This window comes from Chitinibacter sp. SCUT-21, from assembly GCA_041874755.1.
Classification (GTDB): domain Bacteria; phylum Pseudomonadota; class Gammaproteobacteria; order Burkholderiales; family Chitinibacteraceae; genus Chitinibacter.
Genome location: CP102611.1, coordinates 1,933,158 through 1,955,256, shown reverse-complemented (window position 1 = coordinate 1,955,256; position 22,099 = coordinate 1,933,158). Strand labels below are relative to the sequence as shown.

Genomic DNA, 22,099 nt, shown 5'->3' with positions numbered 1-22,099 from the left:
AATGACGGTATGCTCGTTTTCTCTGCGCCGCGCCAGCGCTGCAATAACGCTGGCGCTGGCTTGTTCTGCTTGTACCGTCTTGGGGCCGAATTATCAGCGCCCCAGTAGTGAAATAGCCTCAGATTGGCGCAGCGACAATCTACCCGATGCCAGCGCAGTGACATCGTCGCAAGCGAAGTGGCAATGGTGGGAGCAGTTGAACGACCCCACCCTCAATGCGCTGATCGCCGATGTGCTGCACAATAATCGCAACCTAAAGATTGCCGCTTTGCGCGTGATGGAATCGCGTGCGCAATTAGGCGTGGTCGATAGCACTTTATACCCACAAGTACAGCAATTGAGTGGCAGCGTACTCAATACCGAGCGTCGCCAATCGGGCGGTTATTCGGCCAATCAGTGGATGTATAGCGCGGGTTTGAATATCGGCTGGGAGCTCGATTTTTGGGGGCGTTTTCGCCGTAGCATTGAAGCGGCTGACGCAGCTTACCTAGCCTCGATCGCCAAATACGACGACGTGTATTTATTGCTCGCCGCGCAAACAGCAAGTTTGTACGCGGGTATTCGCACTTTAGAGTCGCGTCTTCAGTTTGCGCATAGCAATATGGCGATTCAACAGCGCAGTTTAGAAATCACGCAACGTTTGTACGCCAGCGGCAATGATTCAGAACTCGATGTACAGCAAGCCAAAACGCAGTATCTGGCGACGGCGTCCACCATCCCGGCATTAGAAGCGTCGTTACGCCAAACGCAAAACGCATTGGCCGCGCTCTTGGGCCGCCCGCCAGGGCCGATTTTGGAAATGGCGAGCGCAACCGGGCAAATTCCAGCGGCAGATTTGATGTTGATTGCCGATTTACCCGCTGATTTGCTACGCCGTCGACCGGACGTTCGCGCCGCTGAAATGCAATTGAAAGCACAGTCCGCCTTAATTGGCGTGGCAGAAGCGGATTTCTACCCATCGATCACTTTGCTCGGTTCGCTCGGTGTGTCGGCGACGTCGATTGCGGCGAGCCCAACGACGCTTGATCTGGGCATAGGGCCGAGTTTGAAGTGGAATATCTTCGATTATGGGCGCCTTAAAAATAATGTCCGAATCCAAGACGCCCGCTATCAACAACTGTATTTGGTTTATCAAGACAGCGTACTGCAGGCCGCACGTGAGGTGGATGATGCGGCCGTGGCCTACGCCAAAACCTTGGAGCAGGTGGCCTTGTTAGAGCAAGGCGAGCAAGCGGCGCAGCGCTCATTGGAGATTGCCAATATTCAATATCGCGAAGGTATGGCGGGATTTGAGCGGGTGCTGGATGCGCAGCGGGCGCTGTTTTCACAGCAAGAGCGCGTGGTGAGTAATCGCGGCAATCTAATTAATAGCCTTATCGCTTTGTATAAGGCGATGGGGGGCGGCTGGGACGTGCAGCGACAGCATCGCCTGCTCGACGAAGAAACACTGAATAGCATGAAACAAAGAACGGACTGGGGTGGATTACTAGATGCCCCACTGATCAGCGATAAGTCCAATACGAGTACACCATGAGTCAAATTGAAAAAGAATTGCAGCCCGCCGCAGACACAGAAGCCGCGCAGGTGGGAAAGGCGGCCAAGTACGCCCAATGGCTGATTCTGATCCTGATTGTCCTCAGCTTGGTCTGGTATTTTGCTGCCGACCGCTTAACGCCGTATACCTCGCAAGCACGAGTACAAGCGTTTGTTGTGCCGATTGCGGTAGAAGTGCCGGGTGTAATGAAAAAGGTATGGGTGAAAAACAATGACGATGTGAAACAAGGGCAGCCCTTGTTTTCGATCGACGAGAGCCAATACCAAATTGCCTTAGAACGAGCAAAAGCCGATTACGAAACAGCACAACGCAGCGTGGGCGCAGCCAATGCTGGCGTGGTTTCGGCGCAAGCCTCTTTGCGTGCAGCTCAAGCTAATCGACTCAAAGCCGAGCAAGATGCACAAAGGCAAGAGCGTTTGCACGCCGAAGATCCTGGTGCGATTTCGGTTCGTCGCCTTGAAGTCGCGCGCGCTGGGCGTGAACAGGCGCGGGCCCAGGTAGATGCGGCGCAGGCTGAGGTGATCCGGGCGCAAGAAAACGTTGGCGGCAGCGCGGAAAATAATGCCAAATTAATCAGTGCGCGCTCGGCGATTAGTAAGGCTGAGTTAGATTTGAAACGCACGACAGTCTATGCCCCAAGCCGTGGCCTTGTTACCGATTTGCGTGCCGATGTGGGGCAGTTCGCGCAAGCGGGCACCGCTACGATGACATTGATCGCCATCCACGATTTATGGATTAGCGCTGAGCTCACCGAAAATAATCTCGGTAATGTCAAAGTGGGCGATGAAGCGCGCATTGTGCTGGATGTGATGCCGGGCGAAGTGATTGTTGGGCGGGTGCGGAGCATAGGCAATGGGGTGAGCTCGGGTAAAAGCACTGCAGCTGGCAGTTTGCCGACCATTGAAAATAATCGCGATTGGTTACGTCAAGCGCAACGCTTCCCCGTTGCCATTGAAATTGCACCCGAAACGCTTAAGCAAATTCGTGGCCTACGCGTGGGTGGCCAGGCCGATGTGATGATCCTGACCGAACAGGCGTGGCTAATGAATGGGCTAGGGCGCTTGTATATGCAGGCCATGAGCTTATTGTCGTATGTTTACTAAGCCATTGGCACCAATGGTGCTGATCGATGACGCAAGCCGTCGCGTTTTACGGCTGGTGCTGGGAGTGGCGTTGGCCTTGGTCATCGCCTATGGATTTGGCTTGGCTGTGCCACATTTGAGTGTGCTGATTGTGCTGATGCTACTTAGCCCTGCTGGCCCACCTCTTAACCTGATTAAAGGCGCAATGCTGGCGTTGGTGCTGATGGTGTTAACCGGGGCGGGCATTGTTTTGGTGCCCTTATTGCAGCACTACGCCTACGCTGCGATTTTGCTAATTATCGTGGCTTTGTTTGCGATTTTTTTCCTCGGGATAAAAACGCGGCATCCGCTGCTCAATGTGCTGTTGATGACGTTTACGATGATTCCCGTCGCAGGTTTGCAATCACAGGCTCTGGTGCAGGGTTTGGTAATGTCTTTAGCCGGCGGCGTCTTATTAGCTTCGTTTTGTAGCATGTTGGCGCACCTGACATTACCCGATTTAGCGCCAGCCCCCAGCAAACCCAAGCCAGCGCCCAGCGATGTGGCGGCAAGCTGGCTTGCGCTGCAGGGCGTTGTGATTATCGTGCCGGTGCTATTGCTGGCGCTGGCTAACCCTGCCTTATATCTGGCCGCGATTATGAAAACGGCCACATTAGGCCAGCAAGCCAGTCGCGTGCACGCCAAAGAAGCGGCTCGCGAATTACTAGGCTCTACCTTGTTGGGCGCTTTATTAGCCTCCTTGATTTGGGCCGGGCTCTCGCTAAGCCCGACTTTATGGATGTTTACGCTTTGGGTGGCACTGGCTTTTTTGTGGATGGCTTTGCGCTTCTATCGCGTGGCACCTAGCGCCTATGCGCCGTCATACTGGCTAAATGTCATGATCACGGTGCTGATTTTCTTGGGGCCTGCCGTACAAGACAGCGCCAACGGAAAGGATGTTTTGTCTGCCGCGCTGATCCGTTTAGCCTTATTTGTGGCGGTTGCTATTTATGCTTGCGTGTCGATTTATGCGCTGGAAGCGCTGCGCGAGTGGGTGAGTAAACGGCGTTAGTCGGGAAAGAAGCAAAAAATTTTGCAAAATAGCTTGCCAAGTTAAAAAAGCCCATATAGAATGCGCAGCCTAAGTAGGGGAGTCGCCAAGTTGGTTAAGGCATCGGATTTTGATTCCGACATGCGAAGGTTCGAATCCTTCTTCCCCTGCCACTCAATCAAGCCGCTAACGATTTAACATCGAGCGGCTTTTTTGTTGCCCGTAATTTTCGCGCCGTAATGTTGCTCAAGCAAATGGTGGAATATACCCGCCGTTGTATCTGTTTCTAGAAATTGTTTGAAATGGGCTGTATCGATATACCCTTAATGGCGATGCTGGTTTTGCCGCTAAGGCTTGGCGGTCTTGATCACTTGATGTTAGCGCAGGATGTCTTCCTGAAATGCGGTCGGCATCTTGGCCCAATCGTGGATTTGTACCAGCAAGGGAATATTGTTCTCCGATAGCGCTTGCCGTAACGCGCTCAATTTTTTGCGAATTTCCGATTCGCTGCGAACGACCAGATCAATGCCGCTCGCCTCCCAATGCGTCCCCTTCACGCGGCTGCCGAAAGCAATGACTTCAGCATTGGGCAGATAAAGCGCCAGCAGTCGGCATAGTGTGGCCCAGTGCTGCGGCGGCAGGTCTAAGGTCTCACTCATGGCGTCAGCGCCTTCATCGCGGCATATCAGTGCGGCGTATTTAAACCTGGGTACAAAGGGTCGTGGTTTGATAAAGCCATGTATTGGTCGATAGCTTTAATGCCAGTGATGCTTCAAATCTATAATTTGTTGAAAGCCAAATTGGCTTAGTTTGTATTGCCGAAATAACAACGGCGGGATATACCCGCCGTTGTATTTTTATGTAAATCAATCTCAATATTGCTTAGCTGGCTATACCCTAGGCAAGAATATCCAAGGCCAAGGCTTCGGCGACTTTAATGCCATCAACCCCCGCCGATAAAATCCCGCCCGCGTAACCCGCGCCTTCACCAGCGGGATACAAGCCGCGCACGTTTAGCGATTGGCAATCGTCGCCGCGCGTGATGCGCAGTGGCGAGCTAGTACGGGTTTCCACGCCGGTCAGCACCGCGTCGTGCATATCGTAACCACGAATTTTCTTGCCAAATTCAGGCAGCGCTTCGCGCATTGCGTTAATTGCGTAATCGGGCAAGGCGCTGGCCAGATCGGTCCAGTTTACGCCCGGTTTGTACGAAGGCTCGACGCTTCCGACGTCTTTGGAAGCACGTCCAGCCAAGAAATCTCCAACGAGTTGCGCTGGCGCGTTGTAATCGCCGCCGCCGAGTACATAGGCGTGGCTTTCGAGCTGACGCTGGAACTCAATCCCTGCCATCGCGCCGCCGGGGTAATCGCTCGGGTTAATGCTAACCACCATGCCCGAATTGGCGTTGCGCTCGTTACGCGAATACTGGCTCATGCCATTGGTGACGACGCGGTTGGGCTCGCTCGTCGCCGCCACCACGGTGCCGCCTGGGCACATACAGAAGCTGTACACCGCGCGGCCATTGGCGGCGTGGTGCACCAGTTTGTAGTCCGCCGCACCCAAAATCGGGTGGCCAGCGTATTTGCCCCAGCGCGCTTTGTCGATCAAGGATTGTGGGTGCTCGATCCGGAATCCCACCGAGAACGGTTTGGCTTCCATAAACACACCGCGCTCGTGCATCATCGCAAAGCTATCGCGTGCGCTGTGGCCCAGTGCGATGACGACGTGATCGCTCAAAATTTCGCTGCTTGGATGGCCTTCCACACCCAATTCGGTAACGCGCACACCACGCACCTGTTTTTTGCCATCGGCCGTATCTTCCAACAGCAAATCGTCAACGCGTTGCTGAAAACGGATTTCGCCGCCGAGCGATTCAATCTCGGCGCGCATTTTTTCGACCATGCCGACCAGTTTGAACGTACCGATGTGTGGCTTGGCGATGTAGAGGATTTCTTCCGGTGCACCGGCTTTGACAAACTCGGTGAGCACTTTGCGCCCCAAATGGCGCGGATCTTTAATCTGGCTATACAGCTTACCGTCGGAGAACGTCCCTGCGCCGCCTTCACCAAACTGCACGTTTGATTCGGGGTTCAGCGTGTTCTTGCGCCAGAGGCCCCAAGTGTCTTGGGTGCGTTCGCGTACTTTTTTACCGCGCTCGAGCACGATGGGCTTAAAGCCCATTTGTGCCAAAATCAGCGCGGCAAAGATGCCACAGGGGCCAAAGCCGACGACGATAGGGCGCTGCTTCAGTTGCGCCGGTGCTTGGCCAACGTAGTGGTAGCCAGTGTCGGGCGTCGCCATCACGTGGCTATCGCCTTTGAACTTGGCCAGCAATTTGGATTCGAGCGCACCGACATCCAGATCGATGATGTACGCCAGCTGCATCACGCTTTTGCGCGCGTCAAAGCTACGTTTGTACACCAGATATGCAGCGATGTCGGATTCGGCAATGCCCAGATATTTGGCGATTGCGGTTTTGAGTTCTGCGTCAGAATGATCGAGCGGCAGTTTGAGTTCGGTAATACGCAGCATGGTGGTTCCGTGGTTGGTGTTTATTCAACAAGCTGCGTATTGTAAGAGTTTGCGCCGCGCTTGGGGAGTCAAAGCCGCCCAGCGCAATGGGTAAAAATCAATCTTTGGCGAGCTCAACGCGATTGCGCCCGGCATTTTTGGCCTCGTACAAGGCGGCGTCAGCCGCTTCGAGTGCCTTAGCAAAACCAGCCTCACCAATGATGGCGACACCAAAACTGGCGGTGAGCTCAATTTTGGCTGGCCAGCGGCTTTCTTCAATGGTTTGGCGTAAATTTTCGGCAGTCTGATACGCTTGTTGCAGCTTGGTATTGGGCAAAAAGAGTACAAATTCCTCACCACCCCAGCGCACGACATAATCACCGTGCCGCACATTGCTACTGAGTGTTTTGGCAAATTTCACCAACACCTCATCACCCACGCCATGCCCATAAGTATCGTTGACGGCTTTGAAATGGTCGATATCGCAAATAATCATCGCTAAAGGGGAGAATTCGCTGGCATTGGCCATTTCACGAGCAATATCATTGCGAATCCCGGCGCGATTGCGCACTTGTGTTAGCGGATCAATTTTGGCTTGATCGGTGATGCGTTGTTTTTCTTCCTTCAGCGAGGCGTTGGCAGCGACTAATTGCGATGCTTCGGTGCGGATTTGATCCAGCCGAGTATGTAGCTGATATAGTACTTTGGCCAACACGCCTAGCGCCAATAAGCCCCATAGCAGCAAAATGGTAATGAGTAAGTCTTCGCGCTGAATCACTTTGCCTTCAAAGACTACATAGTCGATATCAATGGTGTGCGTACCTGCTTCTTTGTTGCCGCCAGTCGAGATGATCATCAGCGGCACATTGCTGAGATCAACGCCGAAGTGCTCAAGTGGAATGTTTTTATCTGCCAGCCACCACGATGCGACGTTAAATTTACTCAATGGCAATTGCATCTCAACGCCGTCTTCGACAATAAACTGAATCTCGTTCAATTTCCACGATGTACTTTCTTGGGGCGTGCTATACGCTGGATTGAAATTGCGTAAAAACAAACGAACCCGGTGTCGGCCCGGGCCTTTGTAACTCATTTTCATGCGGATGGTGTCAAAGCTACGCAGATCAATCCCTAGCGGCGGTTTGCGCAATTGGATGCCCACTTCGCAATACGGCCATTCGTATTTATCGCTCATTTGGCATTTCAGCTGAATGGCATCCTTGCTTTTTATGAGGGAGGCTATCGAGCCGCCGCCGTCGAGCCTATCGTCGGCGATTTTGAAAGGCAAAGCGGAATTCGCATCAATTCGTAGTGATTTATTCATGCCAAAGTGCTGCCAAGCCAGTAAAAAAATACTGAGCACAAACAGCATCGTAATCAGGCCAGATAAACCAATCCGTCGAATCATGATTTTCTCTTTTGATTCAATGCCTTCATGCTGGCAGTTCAAGCGCTGAATATCAACCTTTGCGATTGTGGAAAAAGCGCCGCATTTTTGCATTGCAATGCAGCAAATTGGCCCGCGCGGCCTAAACTAAAAGAAATATTGCTGAGGTTGTCTTATGAATGCGCCGCTTGCTCTCACCGATCTCGAACTCAGTCATTCCATCGCACAAGCCTTGTTGCAAGGCTTTAATCATCACTATGAATTATTTCGCGGCGCGAGTCGGGCTGCGCAGGCCAATTTTGAGGCGGGCGATATTCATGCTCAGCAAAATCTAGTGCGCGATCGCATTGCGTTTTACGATTTGCGCGTGCTCGAATGCGTGCAGCGCTTGAAAGACGAATTTAACGCTGAAGCTTTGCCTGATGCCGTCTGGCAAAAGGTGAAGCAGCAATACATCGGTCTGTTGATCAATCATCAACAGATGGAGCTGGCCGAGACGTTTTTTAATTCGGTGTGCTGCCGGATTTTGCATCGCACCTATTTTCACAATGATTTTATTTTTTACCGTCCAGCGGTTTCCACCGAATACATCGAAGCCGATGGCCCAGCGTTTCGCACTTATTACCCCAATGAGCAAGGCTTAGCCGCGACGGTTGAGCAGATCATTGCCGATTTTGGTTTTAATTTGCCATTTCGCAATCTGCCGCGTGATATCAAACGCATTCTGATTGCGCTACGCCGTCATTTGGGTAAAACCCCAAAAACTAAGTTCAATAGCTATATTCAGGTGCTCGCGTCGCCGTTTTATCGCAATAAGGCGGCGTATTTGATTGGCGAGGCGCATTACGGGCGCAAAAAAATCCCGTTTACACTGCCGGTGTGCCGCACCGAGCAAGGGCAGTTATATATTGATGCCGCGCTGTTTAAAGCGGTGCATATCCGGCATCTGTTTTCGCTGTCGCGGGCATATTTTTTGGTCGATATGGCCGTGCCGTCAGCGTATGTGCAGTTTTTGCACGATATGTTGCCGAACAAACCGCGCGCCGAGTTGTATACGATGCTGGGCTTGGGCAAACAAGGTAAAACGATGTTTTACCGCGAGCTATTTCATCATCTGCGGCATTCATCCGATCAGTTTGTGTTTGCGCCCGGTACCAAGGGCATGGTGATGAGCGTGTTTACGCTGCCCTCGTTTCCGTATGTGTTCAAAATCATCAAGGACGTGTTTGCGCCGCCCAAAGAGGTCGATCACGCTACGGTGCGCGCGAAATATCTGCTGGTGAAGCAGCATGATCGGGTTGGGCGCATGGCCGATTCCCTAGAGTTTTCCGATGTGGCGCTGCCTAAAGAACGCTTTGCCGAAGAGGTATTGGCCGAGCTGCGCGAATTAGCGCCCAATGCGATTGAGGAAGATGGCGACAATATCGTGATTCGGCATTTGTTTATTGAGTGCCGCATGAAGCCGCTCAATTTATATATTCAAAACCGCCAAGGCGCGGCGGTGGAAGGCGTGATTCGCGATTATGGCAATGCGCTGCGCGAGCTGGCGATTGCCAATATTTTCCCCGGCGATATGTTGTTCAAAAACTTTGGTGTCACGCACGCAGGGCGCGTGGTGTTTTACGATTACGATGAAATCGAATACATGACCGACTGCGATTTTCGCCGTATTCCGCCACCGCCCTCGCCCGAGTTTGAAATGAGCGGCGAGACATGGTTTAGCGGCAATAAAAACGAAGTCTACCCCGAAGAATTTGGCAACTTTTTGCTCACACGCCCTGATGTGCGCGCTGCGTTTAATAAGTATCACGCCGATTTACTCACACCCAAGTTTTGGCAAGACTGCAAGGCGCGGATTAAGGCTGGTTTGGTGGAAGACTTTTATCCCTACCCGCAGTCGCTGCGTTTTTATCGCTGATTCATGGGTATGTTCATGTACGCCTTTTTTGGGTTGATCTTTGGGTCGATACTATGGCTGGTATTTGTGATGGTTTATCCCGTATATCAGCTTGGTATTTGTCGGGCTGCGCCAGAGGGATAAATCAGTCATAATCGCGCCTTTGTTTTAGTGGTGTTTAGAGTTGCGCGTGCAGTGGTCTAAGTCTTTGTTCCTACGTTGGTTTCCGTATATTGCGATTCCACTCCTGTTGATCGCTGGCCGTTATTTGGTCGACGGCCATTGGAATTTGCCGCGAATTGGTTTTTCGGCGCTGTTGTTTTTCTTTTTTGCGATGGTGCTCAATCGCTGGGCCTCGGTATGGGCGGCGCTGGCGCTTGAGGCCTTGCTGTTCAATATTAGTTACGTCAAAAACAAAGCCACCGGCGAGCCTTTGCTCGGACGCGACTTATTCGAGGTCGGCCAAGGTTTGGCGCTGACATCCTACATCGACACAGACATCGTCATGAGTGCCATCAGTTTGCTGGCCGCCTTAGGCGTCGGGCTTTGGTATCGCCCGCGCTTTAAAGCCAAGCGCGTTGCGCCCGGTTTAATGCTGTGTGGCATTGTCGGCATTCAATTCGATAGCACGGGCCATTATTCGGCCGAGTCGCAGCGCGTGCTGAGTAAAACGCTAAAAACCAATTATGTGTTTTACAACTTCCGCGAAAACGTCAAACAAAACGGAATTTTGGGGCATTTGGTGCTCAGCGCCGAAAGCATTCACGTGCCGAAGGAAGGCAAACACGACTTTTACGCGCGCCAATTGCCGAACCAAATTGTTGAAACTAGCCCCGATATTGTCGTTGTGATGTGCGAATCGTGCTATTCCAGCAAAGACGGTAAGCTGACCACGGCGATGGATAAGCTTAAAGACGCCGGTTTTGCCGCGACGCGCACCATTAGCCCGGTGTACGGCGGCGGCACGGCCGATGCCGAGTTTGAAGCCTTAACGGGTTTATCTTCGTTTGCCTTGCCTGGCATCGATTTTCAGAATTTCTCTGATCGCTATAACGAGCACAGCGCCACTTTGGTCAGTGAGCTAAAAAATGCCGGTTATCTAACGACCGGAATGCATAACTATCATGGTAATTTTTATAAACGTAATCACGTTTACCCCAAATTTGGCTTTGAGCAAACGCGCTTTGTCGACAAGATGAAGTGGAATCGCAAACAGGGCTGGCCAAAAGATAGTGCGATGTACGATGTGGCACTGGCGCAATATAAAGCGGCCCCGAAAGAGCAAAAGCAAATGATGTTCTTGGTGACCGTCTCGACGCATGGCCCATTTATTCCGAATAATGACGCCGGAATCAGCCAGTATCAGCAGCGCTTGAGCCTGGCGGTGGATGATTTATTGGCGTTTAACCAGCAGCTAGAGTTGGCCGCCAAGCAGCGTGGGCGTGAATTGATGGTGGTGGTGTTTGGTGACCATAAACCGGCGTTAAACAAAGAGTTTGTAAAGTCGGGCGTATTGCCGGCGACTTTGTTTGAGTTGGACCCTAAAGGCGATATTGCCTTTAAAAACCAGTTGAACGGCCATGAGCAACGTTTACGCGGCGATGTGCCTTTGTATATTCGGATGAGTAAGATCGGCGCGGCGGAAGCCGTGGCGCAGCAAATGAATCAAAAGCCGCTGTTCTGTTTGCCGGCGCAAATTTCCCGCCAAACCGAGCATTTAAGCCCATTTTTTAACGCGGTGGCCGCGCGCTGCGAGCGTAATGAAGACTTCTATACGCAGGGCTTGTGGTGGCGCAATGTGTTCCCAGAGGCCCTGTACGCCGAACGACTGTTTGCCAAAAATTAAGGGACAACGCCTTGCGGCGATGTCCCTTCGGTGTGGTGCTGGTGCGTAATCGTCTGCGCGCTTGCGCTGCGATGCTTTAGTCTTTCAGGCCTTGCAGTGCTTCGATGCTAGGCACAAAGAATGCGGCGCCAGTGACCGCACGGCTAAAGTTCAGTAAATGGTCGACACGGCCATCGGTGGTCGGCGAAATCATCCGCGCCAACATTTTTTCAAACGTATCCGGCGTTTTGCAGTACGACGTGAAATACAGCCCTTTATCGCCGCTGGGTGTGCCATATGGCAAGGATTGACGCAAAATCTGCAATTCCTCGCCTTCTTCTTCGATCACCACGCGGCTGATGTGCGCGGTTTGAGGCCGGTCTTCATCGGGTAATTCCTCGTCGCTGTCTTTGGTGCGGCCGATAATGGCTTCTTGCTGTTTCACCGGCAATTTATTCCAGTTGTCCATGCGGTGCACATAGCGCTGAATATGCAGATAACTGCCGCCCGCCCATTTAGCATCTTCGACGCCGACCAGCGCAACGGCGGCGCGTTCGTCATCTTGCGGGTTTTCGGTACCGTCAACAAAGCCTGTCAGGTCGCGTTGGTCGCGATAGCGAAAGCCGTGAATGGTTTCGATTGCGTCAAACCATTCATTCATTGTTTGGGTAAATTGATCCGCACAGTCGTACAGCACGTCGTAGCGCTCGGCGCGCAGATGCAAAATCATATCGCATTGTGTCGATGGCGCTGGGTGAATTGCGCCGCTAATGCGTGGAAAAGCGCGCAAATGCGCTGGTTTTTCCAGACCATAAATTTCTGGCCACAGATCAGCGCCAAAACCCAGCGTGGCCGAAAATTGCGCATCGGGATTGGCTTGCGCCAATTGCGCGACCAAGTCTGGCCATTGTGCGAGTTTTTGTTTACAGCTGTGATCGGCGCGGCGACCTAGACGGCGGCGAAACAGCATAAACAAACCGTTGCTTGATGCCGCAGGCAAAATGCCGCTCTGTGGAGTATTCATATTGATTTCCCAATCGAAAATGCAGGCTGATTCGGCTTGTTCGCGAAGTCCCATATTTGAGGCAACCATAGTTCAAATCCGATGAAGCTATGATTTCCACCTTGCTCTATGGTTTGCAGGCATCCTTGGTAATAGTCTACCGCGGCACGATAATCCAATACTTCATCATCGGTTTGCGATAATAACCAATAGCGTTCTAGCTGTGTAGGTTTGCGTTCAAATTCGCGTAACTCTATGGCGAAAGATTCGTCGATATGATGAATCTCGCCGGTTTGGTAGTTTTGTTGTGGCCCTAAATACTGATTAATCAGCGCATACGGCTTCACAGCTGGATTAATTAGCACGGCGCGCCCGCCAAATTCTTCCACCGCCCAGGTCGCGAAAAAGCCGCCGAGCGAGCTACCGACGACGCAAAAATCACCATTCAGTGGCGCGATCAACTGCTGTAACAGCTCAATCGCTTGGCGGGGATGCATCGGGATTTGCGGGCAAATTAGGCGATCAGACAAGCCTTGCTCAGCCATCCAGTTGATGGTTTGCTGCGCTTTATCTGAGAGCGGGCTGGATAAAAAGCCGTGCAAATACACCAAGGTCGTCATGGAGTGAGTACCGTTGCACCGGTGGTTTTGCGCGCCGCTAAATCCAGATGCGCTTGGGCTGCATCGCTGAGTGCATAGCGCTGGCCGATATCAGGCTTCACACGTCCCGTTAGTAGCGCATCCCAGTAATCATTGGCGCAGGCGAGCAGGCTGCTCCGCGTTGCCGTGTAATGCCCTAGCGTGGGTCGTGTGACAAACAGCGAGCCTTTGCTGGCCAAAATCCCTAAATTGAACGCCTCCACCGCGCCCGAGGCATTGCCAAAGCTGACCATCAGCCCGCGCGGCGCTAGGCAATCGAGTGAAGGCAGGAACGTAACTGCTCCCACGCCGTCGTACACCACGGGTACGCCTTGGCCTTGCGTGATCTCGCGAACTTGGGCCACCCAGCTCGCGTCGTTGTAATCGAGCACCCAATCGCACCAAGTTTGCGCCAGCACTTGTTTGGCGGCGCCGCCAACGGTGCCGATCACTTTGACGCCCAAGCTTTGCGCCCATTGGCACACAATCTGACCCACGCCACCGGCCGCCGCGTGGACCAAAATCGTTTGGCCGGCTTGCACGGGGAAGGTTTGTTTGAGCAAATACTGCGCCGTCATGCCGCGCAATAAAGTTGCCGCTGCAATATCGTCAGGTATTTGGTCGGGAACAAGCACCAGTTTGGCTTCTGGCATGATACGGTGCGTTGTATAGGCGCCAACTGTGCCGCCCGCGTAGGCGACCCGATCGCCCACCTTGAATTCGCTGACACCCGCACCTATTGCCTCGATGACACCGCACGCTTCCATCCCTAGGCTACTTGGTAGGCTTAAGGGATAGAGGCCAGAACGATGATAGGTATCGATGAAATTGACGCCGATTGCTGTTTGCCGCAGCAGTACTTCTCCCTCAGCTGCTGCGGGTATTGGCGTTTGGCGCACTTGCATTTGTTGCACATCGCCGTGCTGTTCAATGATGATTTGAGTCGCTTGCGTGCGCGTCATGCTGATCTTCCATGGCTAGATGACTTGAGAATAGACATTTTGCGCCGCTCTGCCGAGCTTGTCTGGCTAAATGTCGAATGATGCTTTGGTAATTTTTCCGTTCGGTGAATTTTCTCGAGTTTTTTAGAGGTATGTCATGCTGCACTGCACGTGGATTGTTTATAGTAGCGGCATATATTGCTTAACGAAGTAGGACTTTCATCATGCAAACCTTTTTTATTGCGCCAACCCGCCACAATGTCGGCCTGACCTCGGTGACTTTGGGCGTGGTGCGCTGCTTGCAAAACCAAAGCTTGAAAGTAGGGTTTGTCAAACCAGTCGCGCAAGACCAAACCGCGAGTGAAATTGAGCGTTCAAGCCATTTTGCGCGTCGCATTTGCCAGCTTGATGTGCCCGATGCCTTGCCTGCCAATTACGCGATTGAGCAAGTATCAATCGACGAAACCGACGATTTGCTCGAAGAAATCGTGACGATGAGTATGTCTGCGGGAGAAGACGCGGATATTTTAATTGTTGAAGGCTTGCATCCAGATCCTGCCAATCCATTTACCACGCAATTGAATACCCAGATGGCTTTGGGTTTGCAGGCGACGGTGATTTTGGTGACCGATGCCAGCGCCGGCAATGTGGCTGAAGAGGTTAAAGTAGCGGCGCGCCAATTTCGCAACGAAGGTGTACAAGTTGGCGGCGTGATTTTTAATAAAGCACCGGTCAACTTTGATCTGGATGCGATGAAAGACGAAATCGGCGATTTGCCAATCTGGGGTGCGATTGAGTTTGACCCGCACTTACTCGCTCCGCGCACCTTGGATGTGGCGTTGCACTTAGATGCCGAAATCGTTGTAAAAGGTGAGCTGACCAAGCGCCGTGTAACCGATACCGTGGTGGCCGCGCGTGCAGTGCCCGAAGTCATTCGTCGTTTGCAACCCGGGGCTTTGATCGTCAGCTCAGGTGACCGTGATGATGTGATTTTGGCGACGGCCTTGGCCGCCAGCAATGGCGTGCAGTTGGCTGGGTTGGTGCTGACACATAACACTGAAATGGACGCAACAGTACGTGACTTCACGCAATTGGCTTTCCACACTGGGATTCCAGTGCTGCGCACCGACGGCGATAGCTTTAGAACCGCATTGGCGATTAGCCAAGTGCCGACCGCTGTGCCCGCCGATGACAAAGATCGCATGACACGTGTGATGAATGCCGTTGCCGAGCAATTGGACGTCGAAGCGCTGATGGTTGGCGTGAACACCAAAGGCGTGCATCACCTTAGCCCGCCAGCTTTCCGTTACCAGCTGATCCAAAAAGCGCGCGCAGCGAATAAACGCATTGTGTTGCCAGAAGGTGAAGAGCCACGCACGATTTGCGCTGCGATTGTGTGTGAAGAAAAAGGCATTGCGCAATGTATCTTGCTCGGTAAACGCGCAACGATTGAGGCTGTTGCTGCAACGCAAGGCGTGAAAATCCCGCCTAGTTTGCAGATTTTGGATCCAGAAGAAATCCGCGCACGCTATGTCGCACCGATGGTTGAGCTGCGTAAATCTAAAGGCTTGACCGAAATTCAGGCGCTGCGCCAGCTCGAAGACAATGTCGTGCTCGGCACGATGATGTTGGCGATTGATGAAGTGGATGGTCTGGTTTCTGGTGCAATTCACACTACTGCCAACACCATTCGTCCAGCGCTACAGTTGATCAAAACCGCGCCAGGCTCGTCGATTGTATCGTCTGTGTTCTTTATGCTGATGCCGGAACAAGTGTTGGTGTACGGCGATTGCGCGGTGAATCCAAACCCAAGTGCCGAGCAACTGGCCGAGATCGCCGCACAAAGTGCGTACTCAGCCAAAGCCTTTGGCATCGACCCGAAAGTAGCGATGATCAGCTACTCAACCGGGCAATCGGGCACCGGTGCCGATGTGGATAAAGTGCGCACTGCGACCGAAATCGCCAAAGCGCGTAATCCGCAACTGACGATCGACGGCCCATTGCAATACGACGCGGCATCGGTACTTGAAGTCGGCAAGCAAAAAGCCCCGGGCAGCTTAGTCGCAGGGCAGGCCACGGTGTTTGTGTTCCCAGACCTGAATACCGGCAATACCACGTACAAAGCCGTTCAGCGCAGCGCCAACGTGGTCAGCGTCGGCCCGATGTTGCAGGGCTTGCGCAAACCGGTCAATGATTTGTCGCGCGGTGCTTTGGTGGATGATATTGTCTTTACCATTGCCTTGACGGCGATTCAAGCGGTTGAGATGGTCTAAGGGTATTGCCGTAGAGTAAGCATATTGATTGCCTTTTATGGCAATACATTGTGATGTATGTAAAAAGAGCTGGCAGATGCCAGCTCTTTTTTTGCCGAAAATCTTGCTGAAATTAAACGCGATAGCGTGAAATCGCCTGATCCAATTCACGGCCCAATTGATTAAGACGTCCGCTTTCGCTAGCCGTACTGGCCGCCGCTGCGCTACTTTCTTCCGACATTTGCGCTACCCGTTCCACTTGCTGCGCCATCGTGGCGCTAGCAGCGCTTTGTTCGCGCATCGCAGTTGAAATTTCGCTCACTTGGTGCACGACGGAGTCGGCACTTTGACGAATATCGCGGATTGAATTGCTGGCTTCCTGCGCTTTGGCGACGCCATCATCGACTTGGCGCACTGTCTGTTGCATGGTTTGTACGGTGCTATTGGCCTCGTTCTGGATCGCAGCCACGGTGCTGATAATTTCCTGCGTCGAGCTGGCGGTTCGCTCGGCTAATTTGCGTACTTCATCGGCCACCACCGCAAATCCACGGCCCAAATCACCGGCACGCGCCGCTTCAATTGCGGCATTGAGCGCGAGCAGATTGGTTTGATCAGCGATGTCTTTAATTACATTCACCACTGCGTTAATCGTGGCGGTGCGCTCTTTTAATGAATCAATTTGTGTTGCTGAAGCGCGCACCTGATCGGCGATTTGATTAATGCTAGCAATCGTATTTTCAATCACCGAGCCGCCCGTAGCGGCCAAGCGACCTGCCTCGCGGGCGGTGTGATCACATTCTTGCGCGCGATCGGCCACGTGCGAAATACTCACCGTCACTTGCTCAATCCCCGCAGCCATCGCGGACGCCGATTCACTTACGGCATTGGAGGTCTGCGACATTTCATGGCTAGTGGTCGACAGGCTATTGACCGAAGTAGTGACATTTTGGCCAACGCGATTCACCACTTTCATGCTTTCTTGTAAGGAATCGAGTAAATCATTGAGTGATGCAACCGAGGCGCCAATTTCATCTTTCTTATAGACCTTTAGGCGTTGAGTAAAGTTGAAGTTAGTACCTAGCTCTTTCATGAATTTTTGCATTTCATCTAATGGCTTGGTAATGCCTCGCGTAATGATGAGCGCAGCAGCTACGCCAACAACGATGGCGAAAATTGTTAATCCAATTAAGGTGTTTTGAGTTTGAAGGGCACTCTGCTCGGTTTCTTTGACTTGCTGGTCATTATTTTCTTTTTGTGCATTCGCTAATGCTCGCAATTCAACATTCAAAGCAGCCATCAAAGCTGAGGATTGATCGAGTGTCTTTTTTGTTTCCGGGTCACTCACTAAGCCTAATTCAATGGTTTTATCTGCTGCGGCAAAGGCGGGGGGTTGAGCTGCGAGGACTTTTGCTAACAATGAACGATTTGCATCTGAGGCTGGGAATTCTTTGTCATCAAATAATTTTTGAAGCTTAGAAATATTTTCTAAAAACAGGCCTCGCGCAGCCATATATTTTTCTTTAACTTTGGCTTTCGCTTCCGGTGTTTCTTCTAATACCATTTGCCGGTATTGAATCCGCATTTCTTGTACCTTATCAATCAAGATACTGGCCGTTTGCATTTGCGCTGTATTGCTATACACAATCTCCCGCATATCGTCGTTCATATTATGAATGCTGCGGAGTGCGAAAATATCGCTAAGCACCACGAACAGCAGCAAAATTGAAAAGCCAATGGTGAGGCGATGGGCAACTGAAAAGTTCATGATTTTCCCCGGCAAGTAAAAACACCTAATTCGTGGTGTGTACGTCGCTTTAGCATAGGATATCTTGAGGCACTTACAAGCTTAGCTCTTGCCTGCGGGTAAAGTATTTTCGCCTCGTTCCACCCCATTTTGTTGAAGGAATACAGACACTCTGCCGCGATAAGCCCGTATATTTGAATACCCTGATAAAGAGTATGGTTAAATATTGTTAATGTTTGGCCTTTCAATCTGAGGGTGGTATGAAAATTTCCAGTAAGATTTGGTCTTTGGTGGCTGTCGCAGCTGTTGCGATTGTCTTGCAGGCGGGGATCACGTATTACAAATCAAATCATGTCAAAGCGGATGCTGATTATCTAACTCAGCACATCGTACCTAGCTTGGTGGTGCTCAATGATTTAGAGCATAGCTTTGCGCAAGCTCGCTATGCGGTGCTATTTCATATTGCGCAGACTGATGCCGCGGGCAAACAGCAGGTGGCGACCCAATTTGCTGGGCATTTGCAAAAACTCGATCAAGCCGTGGCGCAATATGAGGCCAAAGTATCAGATGAAGCCGAGCGGACCAATTTGGCGGCGCTGAAACAAGAGCTGGATGCGTGGCGTCCTTTGACTACCAAGGTGTTAGAGGTGTCAGATAGTCTTGATGCCACTTTCGCAACGCAGCTCATTCGAGAAAAATGTGCCCCGCAAGCCGAACGGGTATATCAAGCGCTGGCCAAGCTGGAAGAATATAAAAAGCAGGCCACAGCCCAAGCTGAGCAAACAGCGGCTCAAGATATTGCCAGCTTAATTACCAGCTTGCTGCTGGTTGGCTCGGCTTTGTTGCTGGTGATTGTGATTTTGGGTTTGCTGATCGTACGCAGTGTGCGCGTGCCTTTAGGGCAATTACAGCAATTTTTGCAGCAATTATCACAGGATCACGATTTTACCCGCCGCTTGAACGACCAAAGCCCCGATGAGATTGGTGCTTCGCTGCGCTCACTCAATCGCGTGCTCGATGCTATGCAACATAGCTTGCAGCAGCTGAGCCGTGTGGGGCGCGAGGTATCGGGGTCGGTCAATAGCCTGTCCACCACCAGCCATGAAATGTCACAGACCTCAAATGCCGTTAGTGAATCGGCTTCCGCGATGGCTGCGGGGATTGAGCAAGTGACGGTGAGTATTTCGCACGTGGCCGATCGGGCGCAAGAATGCGATTACACCGCTCGCGAAGCGGGCCGCTTGGCCGCAGCGGGCGGCTCTGTGATTGAAAATACGATTAGCAGCATTAATCAAATCGCCGATCAGGTTCGTACCTCAGCGGCACAAATTGATTCATTGAAAGAGCGTACCGCGACGATTAACGCAGTGGTGAATGTAATTAAAGACATCGCCGATCAAACCAATTTGCTGGCGCTGAATGCCGCAATTGAAGCGGCGCGTGCCGGTGATTTGGGGCGTGGATTTGCCGTGGTGGCCGATGAAGTGCGCAAATTGGCCGAGCGGACCGCCAGCTCGACGCAGGAAATTATCAGCACCGTGGCGGCGATTCAAAATGAAGCCAATAGCACGGTGAATAGTATGCAACTGACGGTGCGCCAAGTGGATGATGGCGTGGCGAAAGCGCAGCAGGCCAGTGGCGCGATTGCCGATATTCGTCGCAGTGCCGATAGTGTGGTTGAGCAAGTTAGCGAAATTTCAACTGCGATGCGTGAGCAAAGCGCGGCGAGTTCAGCCATGGCACAGCAAGTGGAGCGTGTGGCACAAATGTCGGAAGAAAGCAGCGCCGCCGCCGCCAGCACCGCGCAGGAAAGTGCACGGTTAGGTGAACTGGGCCGCACATTGGATCAATCTATTGCTGTGTATCGCGTTTAAGCTGACGCAATAAAAAACACCGTTGTCGCAGCAGGCGATAACGGTGTTTTTGTATGTATATGGCTGTGGCTTAGGCTGGATATTGCTTTGCAGGCTATACCGCTTGCGCAACTTTGCTGCGACTTTTGCGCACGGGTTTAAATTGGGCATGTAATTGCTCGACGCGCGCGCTGAGTTCACTGGCATCAACAGGGCTATTTTCTGCCAATTGGGCATACACTTTAAAGCCGCGATTCAGCGCAGCCGCACTGCCAAACAGCTTGGGCAAGCTTTGCTGGGCTTCTTCACGCAATTGCCAAACCAGCAGCGATTGTTGCTGCACGATATCCCATAATTGCGTAGGGCTTAGCTGGGCGATTTCTGTTTGTTGCTGTAGCCATTCAAGCGCAAACTGGCGACGGCTGATCGAGATATTGTTCGGATCTTGTAACAATAGGCCCAGACGAATCAGCCCCTCGGCGTAGCCGCCTTGTTCCAATTGCTCGGCAAGCTGAGCGCGATCAATGAGCGCTTGCGGTTTTGCTATCAGATCTTGCCGATGTTCTTCGCCAACGCCAGCTAAAGTCAGCGCGCCGTAGCTCAGCATAAACGTACTTTCTGCGCTGATATCGCGCAGTTGGCCGACAAAATCCAAACTCGCCGCCATTTGTGCGCTGAGATTGCGTTCGAGCTGACGCCAAGGATTGTGCTCGTCGGTTGCTAGTCTGTGCGCGCGCGCAGGTTCTGCCCAATAGCGATTAAGATTGGCCAGCGGATTGAGGCTAGACCAGCCCCAGCGCTGCCAGCGTAGCGGATGAAACGCGCGCGATAAACCGGCTTGGATATCGTTGCTCAAGGGCTGAACATAAGGGCGAATGTAATGCTGATACGCTTGCGAATTAATCTCGGAAACGCGCTCAACAGCGGCGAATAAGGCTTCTTCCTGACGGCCAAAGCGTTGGGCTTGGCGCAATTCTTCAACTTGGCGTTCATGCAACTCGGCACGCCATTGCTTGCTGCCATCGGCTTCTTGTTCTTCTTGAATGTGTAATTGGTATAGCCCGGGCGATAGCGATTCGATCACGCTCATTAATTCAACGATCTGGCGATGTTCTTTTTTGGCAACCCCGGCGCTAACGAAAATCCCCAAATGGCCGATGCTTTCATGCACCAAGCCCACGACGACTTGGCCAGCGGCTTTGAGCGCGTCGGTGCTGGGGTAGAGATCCAAAATCCAGTTAAATGCCTGTTGCGGTGGCGTGATATTGTCGCCTAGCGAAGCAAAAATCACGATGGGCGCGTGAATGGCACTCAGATCATAAAAGCCTTTTTTGCCTTTGGCCTTGCCTTCGACCAGATTGTTGCCAATGAACAGGTTGTCGACGATCCAGCGGATTTCTTCTTCATTCATCAAGTAATTGGCACCCCACCAGCGCTCAAAATCCAAAAAGCGCGGCGCTTCGGTATCGACGTTCTCGTACAGGTGATACATCTTGCCAACGAGCGTATTGCCCAAATCAAGGTTTTCAAAATTGCTGACCAGATGCGCACCGTCAAAGAGACCATTGCCTAAATCGGAGGCCAAAAGCGCGCTCCAACTACCGCCAAGTAGGCCACCAGAATAGCGCATCGGGTTATTGTCGTTGCCCGCCCAGTAGGAAACAGGCGCGCCATTGCTGACCACGGCACCGACCAATTCGGATGAGACCGAGGCCAGTAGCAGCGCGGCCCAGCCGCCTTGGCAATTACCGATCAATACAGGTTTGGGCGCTTGCGGATGCTCGTCGTTAACAAAGCGCAAAAATGCTTGTTGGGCGGTGGTGACGTCGGCCAAGGTTTGGCCCGCTTCAGGATGCGGGAAGAAAATAAACGCATACACCGGATGGCCCGCCTGCAGCGCCACGCCGATTTCTGAATCTTGTTTAAAGCCCCCAATCCCGGGGCCGTGGCCGGCGCGTGGATCGATAATCAGATAGGGTCGTTGATTCGAATCGATGGCAGGAAATCCCGCAGGTGGGGTGATTTTGGCCAAAGCGTAATTGACGGGGCGAGCAAATTGGCGCGCATCAACGACGATTTCGTAAGCAAATTTCAATACTGGCGGTTTGCCTGCTGCCTCGTGTTGCAAAAATTGGTCACCGCGCTCACGCAATACATCCCAAAACAGGGCTTGGCGTTGCAGGGTATCTTGCCAGTAGGCTAGGCCCGATTGCCACCATTCGCTCGCTGGCGGAATAGGGAATGGTTTAATCTGTTGCAAACGCTCATCGATCGCCTTGCCCAGATTGGCTTGAAACAGTCGACTTACCTTCTCATTCAAACGGCCCCACTGCGCCGTTTTTTCCTGTAAATCCAGCATGTTGGCACCTTATTCGTTTGCA

General features: G+C 52.3%; 15 protein-coding genes and 1 tRNA gene. 8 read left to right on the top strand and 8 right to left on the bottom strand.

All coding sequences use genetic code 11. The features are described 5' to 3' along the window. The first annotated feature begins 1 nt into the window (after position 1). The 4 genes from NT239_09150 (at position 2) to NT239_09135 (ending at position 3,840) form a co-directional block, all read left to right on the top strand. Positions 2-1,534: an efflux transporter outer membrane subunit gene (locus NT239_09150; protein XGA69965.1), complete on the top strand. Its 1,533-nt coding sequence runs from the start codon at positions 2-4 to the stop codon at positions 1,532-1,534. Next, the gene (locus NT239_09145) at positions 1,531-2,658 is read left to right on the top strand and encodes an HlyD family secretion protein (GenBank protein ID XGA69964.1); all 1,128 of its coding nucleotides are present in this window, start codon (positions 1,531-1,533) and stop codon (positions 2,656-2,658) included. Before NT239_09150 ends, NT239_09145 begins: the two co-directional genes overlap by 4 nt. Next, positions 2,648-3,688 (top strand): DUF2955 domain-containing protein, encoded by a 1,041-nt coding sequence (locus NT239_09140; GenBank protein ID XGA69963.1) that lies wholly within the window; start codon positions 2,648-2,650, stop codon positions 3,686-3,688. The genes NT239_09145 and NT239_09140 overlap by 11 nt, the downstream gene beginning before the upstream one ends. A 75-nt stretch (positions 3,689-3,763) precedes the next feature. Next, positions 3,764-3,840 (top strand) — tRNA-Gln (locus NT239_09135). Positions 3,841-4,044: 204 nt separating this feature from the next. Here NT239_09135 and NT239_09130 read toward each other — a convergent pair. The 3 genes from NT239_09130 to NT239_09120 form a co-directional block, all read right to left on the bottom strand. Beyond that, positions 4,045-4,326 (bottom strand): nucleotidyltransferase domain-containing protein, encoded by a 282-nt coding sequence (locus NT239_09130; protein ID XGA69962.1) that lies wholly within the window; start codon positions 4,324-4,326, stop codon positions 4,045-4,047. 238 nt (positions 4,327-4,564) lie between these two features. Beyond that, a complete protein-coding gene (locus NT239_09125) occupies positions 4,565-6,199 on the bottom strand; it encodes an NAD(P)/FAD-dependent oxidoreductase (GenBank protein XGA69961.1) in 1,635 nt (544 codons plus the stop codon). Between the two features lie 97 nt (positions 6,200-6,296). Next, on the bottom strand, positions 6,297-7,586 hold the full coding sequence (locus tag NT239_09120; GenBank protein ID XGA69960.1) for a GGDEF domain-containing protein: 1,290 nt from the start codon (positions 7,584-7,586) through the stop codon (positions 6,297-6,299). Between the two features lie 154 nt (positions 7,587-7,740). On the opposite strand from NT239_09120, the gene aceK reads away from it, so the two are divergent. Continuing rightward, positions 7,741-9,483 (top strand): bifunctional isocitrate dehydrogenase kinase/phosphatase, encoded by a 1,743-nt coding sequence (gene aceK / locus NT239_09115; GenBank protein XGA69959.1) that lies wholly within the window; start codon positions 7,741-7,743, stop codon positions 9,481-9,483. A 169-nt stretch (positions 9,484-9,652) separates the two neighbouring features. Then, positions 9,653-11,308 carry an LTA synthase family protein gene (locus NT239_09110; protein XGA69958.1) on the top strand — a complete coding sequence of 552 codons (1,656 nt, stop codon included), beginning with the start codon at positions 9,653-9,655 and terminating at the stop codon, positions 11,306-11,308. 76 nt (positions 11,309-11,384) lie between these two features. Here the strand turns inward: NT239_09110 and NT239_09105 are convergent, their stop codons facing one another. The 3 genes from NT239_09105 to NT239_09095 are packed head-to-tail and all read right to left on the bottom strand — an operon-like array spanning position 11,385 to position 13,890. Next, on the bottom strand, positions 11,385-12,311 hold the full coding sequence (locus NT239_09105; protein XGA69957.1) for a Dyp-type peroxidase: 927 nt from the start codon (positions 12,309-12,311) through the stop codon (positions 11,385-11,387). After that, positions 12,308-12,910 carry a hypothetical protein gene (locus tag NT239_09100; GenBank protein XGA69956.1) on the bottom strand — a complete coding sequence of 201 codons (603 nt, stop codon included), beginning with the start codon at positions 12,908-12,910 and terminating at the stop codon, positions 12,308-12,310. The genes NT239_09105 and NT239_09100 overlap by 4 nt, the downstream gene beginning before the upstream one ends. Beyond that, entirely contained in the window at positions 12,907-13,890 is a 984-nt protein-coding gene (locus NT239_09095) for a quinone oxidoreductase (GenBank protein ID XGA69955.1), read from the bottom strand. The genes NT239_09100 and NT239_09095 overlap by 4 nt, the downstream gene beginning before the upstream one ends. A gap of 203 nt (positions 13,891-14,093) precedes the next feature. Here NT239_09095 and pta point away from each other — a divergent pair, with 203 nt between their 5' ends. Beyond that, on the top strand, positions 14,094-16,142 hold the full coding sequence (gene pta / locus NT239_09090) for a phosphate acetyltransferase (GenBank protein ID XGA69954.1): 2,049 nt from the start codon (positions 14,094-14,096) through the stop codon (positions 16,140-16,142). A 112-nt stretch (positions 16,143-16,254) separates the two neighbouring features. Here pta and NT239_09085 read toward each other — a convergent pair whose 3' ends face one another. After that, entirely contained in the window at positions 16,255-17,886 is a 1,632-nt protein-coding gene (locus NT239_09085) for a methyl-accepting chemotaxis protein (protein ID XGA69953.1), read from the bottom strand. Between the two features lie 239 nt (positions 17,887-18,125). Between NT239_09085 and NT239_09080 the strand changes: the two genes are divergently transcribed. After that, on the top strand, positions 18,126-19,739 hold the full coding sequence (locus tag NT239_09080; protein XGA69952.1) for a methyl-accepting chemotaxis protein: 1,614 nt from the start codon (positions 18,126-18,128) through the stop codon (positions 19,737-19,739). A gap of 94 nt (positions 19,740-19,833) precedes the next feature. Here NT239_09080 and NT239_09075 read toward each other — a convergent pair whose 3' ends face one another. Next, complete coding sequence (locus NT239_09075; GenBank protein ID XGA69951.1) at positions 19,834-22,077, bottom strand: DUF3141 domain-containing protein; 2,244 nt, start codon at positions 22,075-22,077, stop codon at positions 19,834-19,836. Positions 22,078-22,099 lie beyond the last annotated feature (22 nt).

Coding starts and splice junctions, on each gene's coding strand:
- NT239_09150 (XGA69965.1), top strand. CDS start 2: ATGACGGTATGCTCGTTTTCTCTGCGCCGCGCCAGCGCTGCAATAACG.
- NT239_09145 (XGA69964.1), top strand. CDS start 1,531: ATGAGTCAAATTGAAAAAGAATTGCAGCCCGCCGCAGACACAGAAGCC.
- NT239_09140 (XGA69963.1), top strand. CDS start 2,648: ATGTTTACTAAGCCATTGGCACCAATGGTGCTGATCGATGACGCAAGC.
- NT239_09130 (XGA69962.1), bottom strand. CDS start 4,326: ATGAGTGAGACCTTAGACCTGCCGCCGCAGCACTGGGCCACACTATGC.
- NT239_09125 (XGA69961.1), bottom strand. CDS start 6,199: ATGCTGCGTATTACCGAACTCAAACTGCCGCTCGATCATTCTGACGCA.
- NT239_09120 (XGA69960.1), bottom strand. CDS start 7,586: ATGATTCGACGGATTGGTTTATCTGGCCTGATTACGATGCTGTTTGTG.
- aceK (XGA69959.1), top strand. CDS start 7,741: ATGAATGCGCCGCTTGCTCTCACCGATCTCGAACTCAGTCATTCCATC.
- NT239_09105 (XGA69957.1), bottom strand. CDS start 12,311: ATGAATACTCCACAGAGCGGCATTTTGCCTGCGGCATCAAGCAACGGT.
- NT239_09100 (XGA69956.1), bottom strand. CDS start 12,910: ATGACGACCTTGGTGTATTTGCACGGCTTTTTATCCAGCCCGCTCTCA.
- NT239_09095 (XGA69955.1), bottom strand. CDS start 13,890: ATGACGCGCACGCAAGCGACTCAAATCATCATTGAACAGCACGGCGAT.
- pta (XGA69954.1), top strand. CDS start 14,094: ATGCAAACCTTTTTTATTGCGCCAACCCGCCACAATGTCGGCCTGACC.
- NT239_09085 (XGA69953.1), bottom strand. CDS start 17,886: ATGAACTTTTCAGTTGCCCATCGCCTCACCATTGGCTTTTCAATTTTG.
- NT239_09080 (XGA69952.1), top strand. CDS start 18,126: ATGAAAATTTCCAGTAAGATTTGGTCTTTGGTGGCTGTCGCAGCTGTT.
- NT239_09075 (XGA69951.1), bottom strand. CDS start 22,077: ATGCTGGATTTACAGGAAAAAACGGCGCAGTGGGGCCGTTTGAATGAG.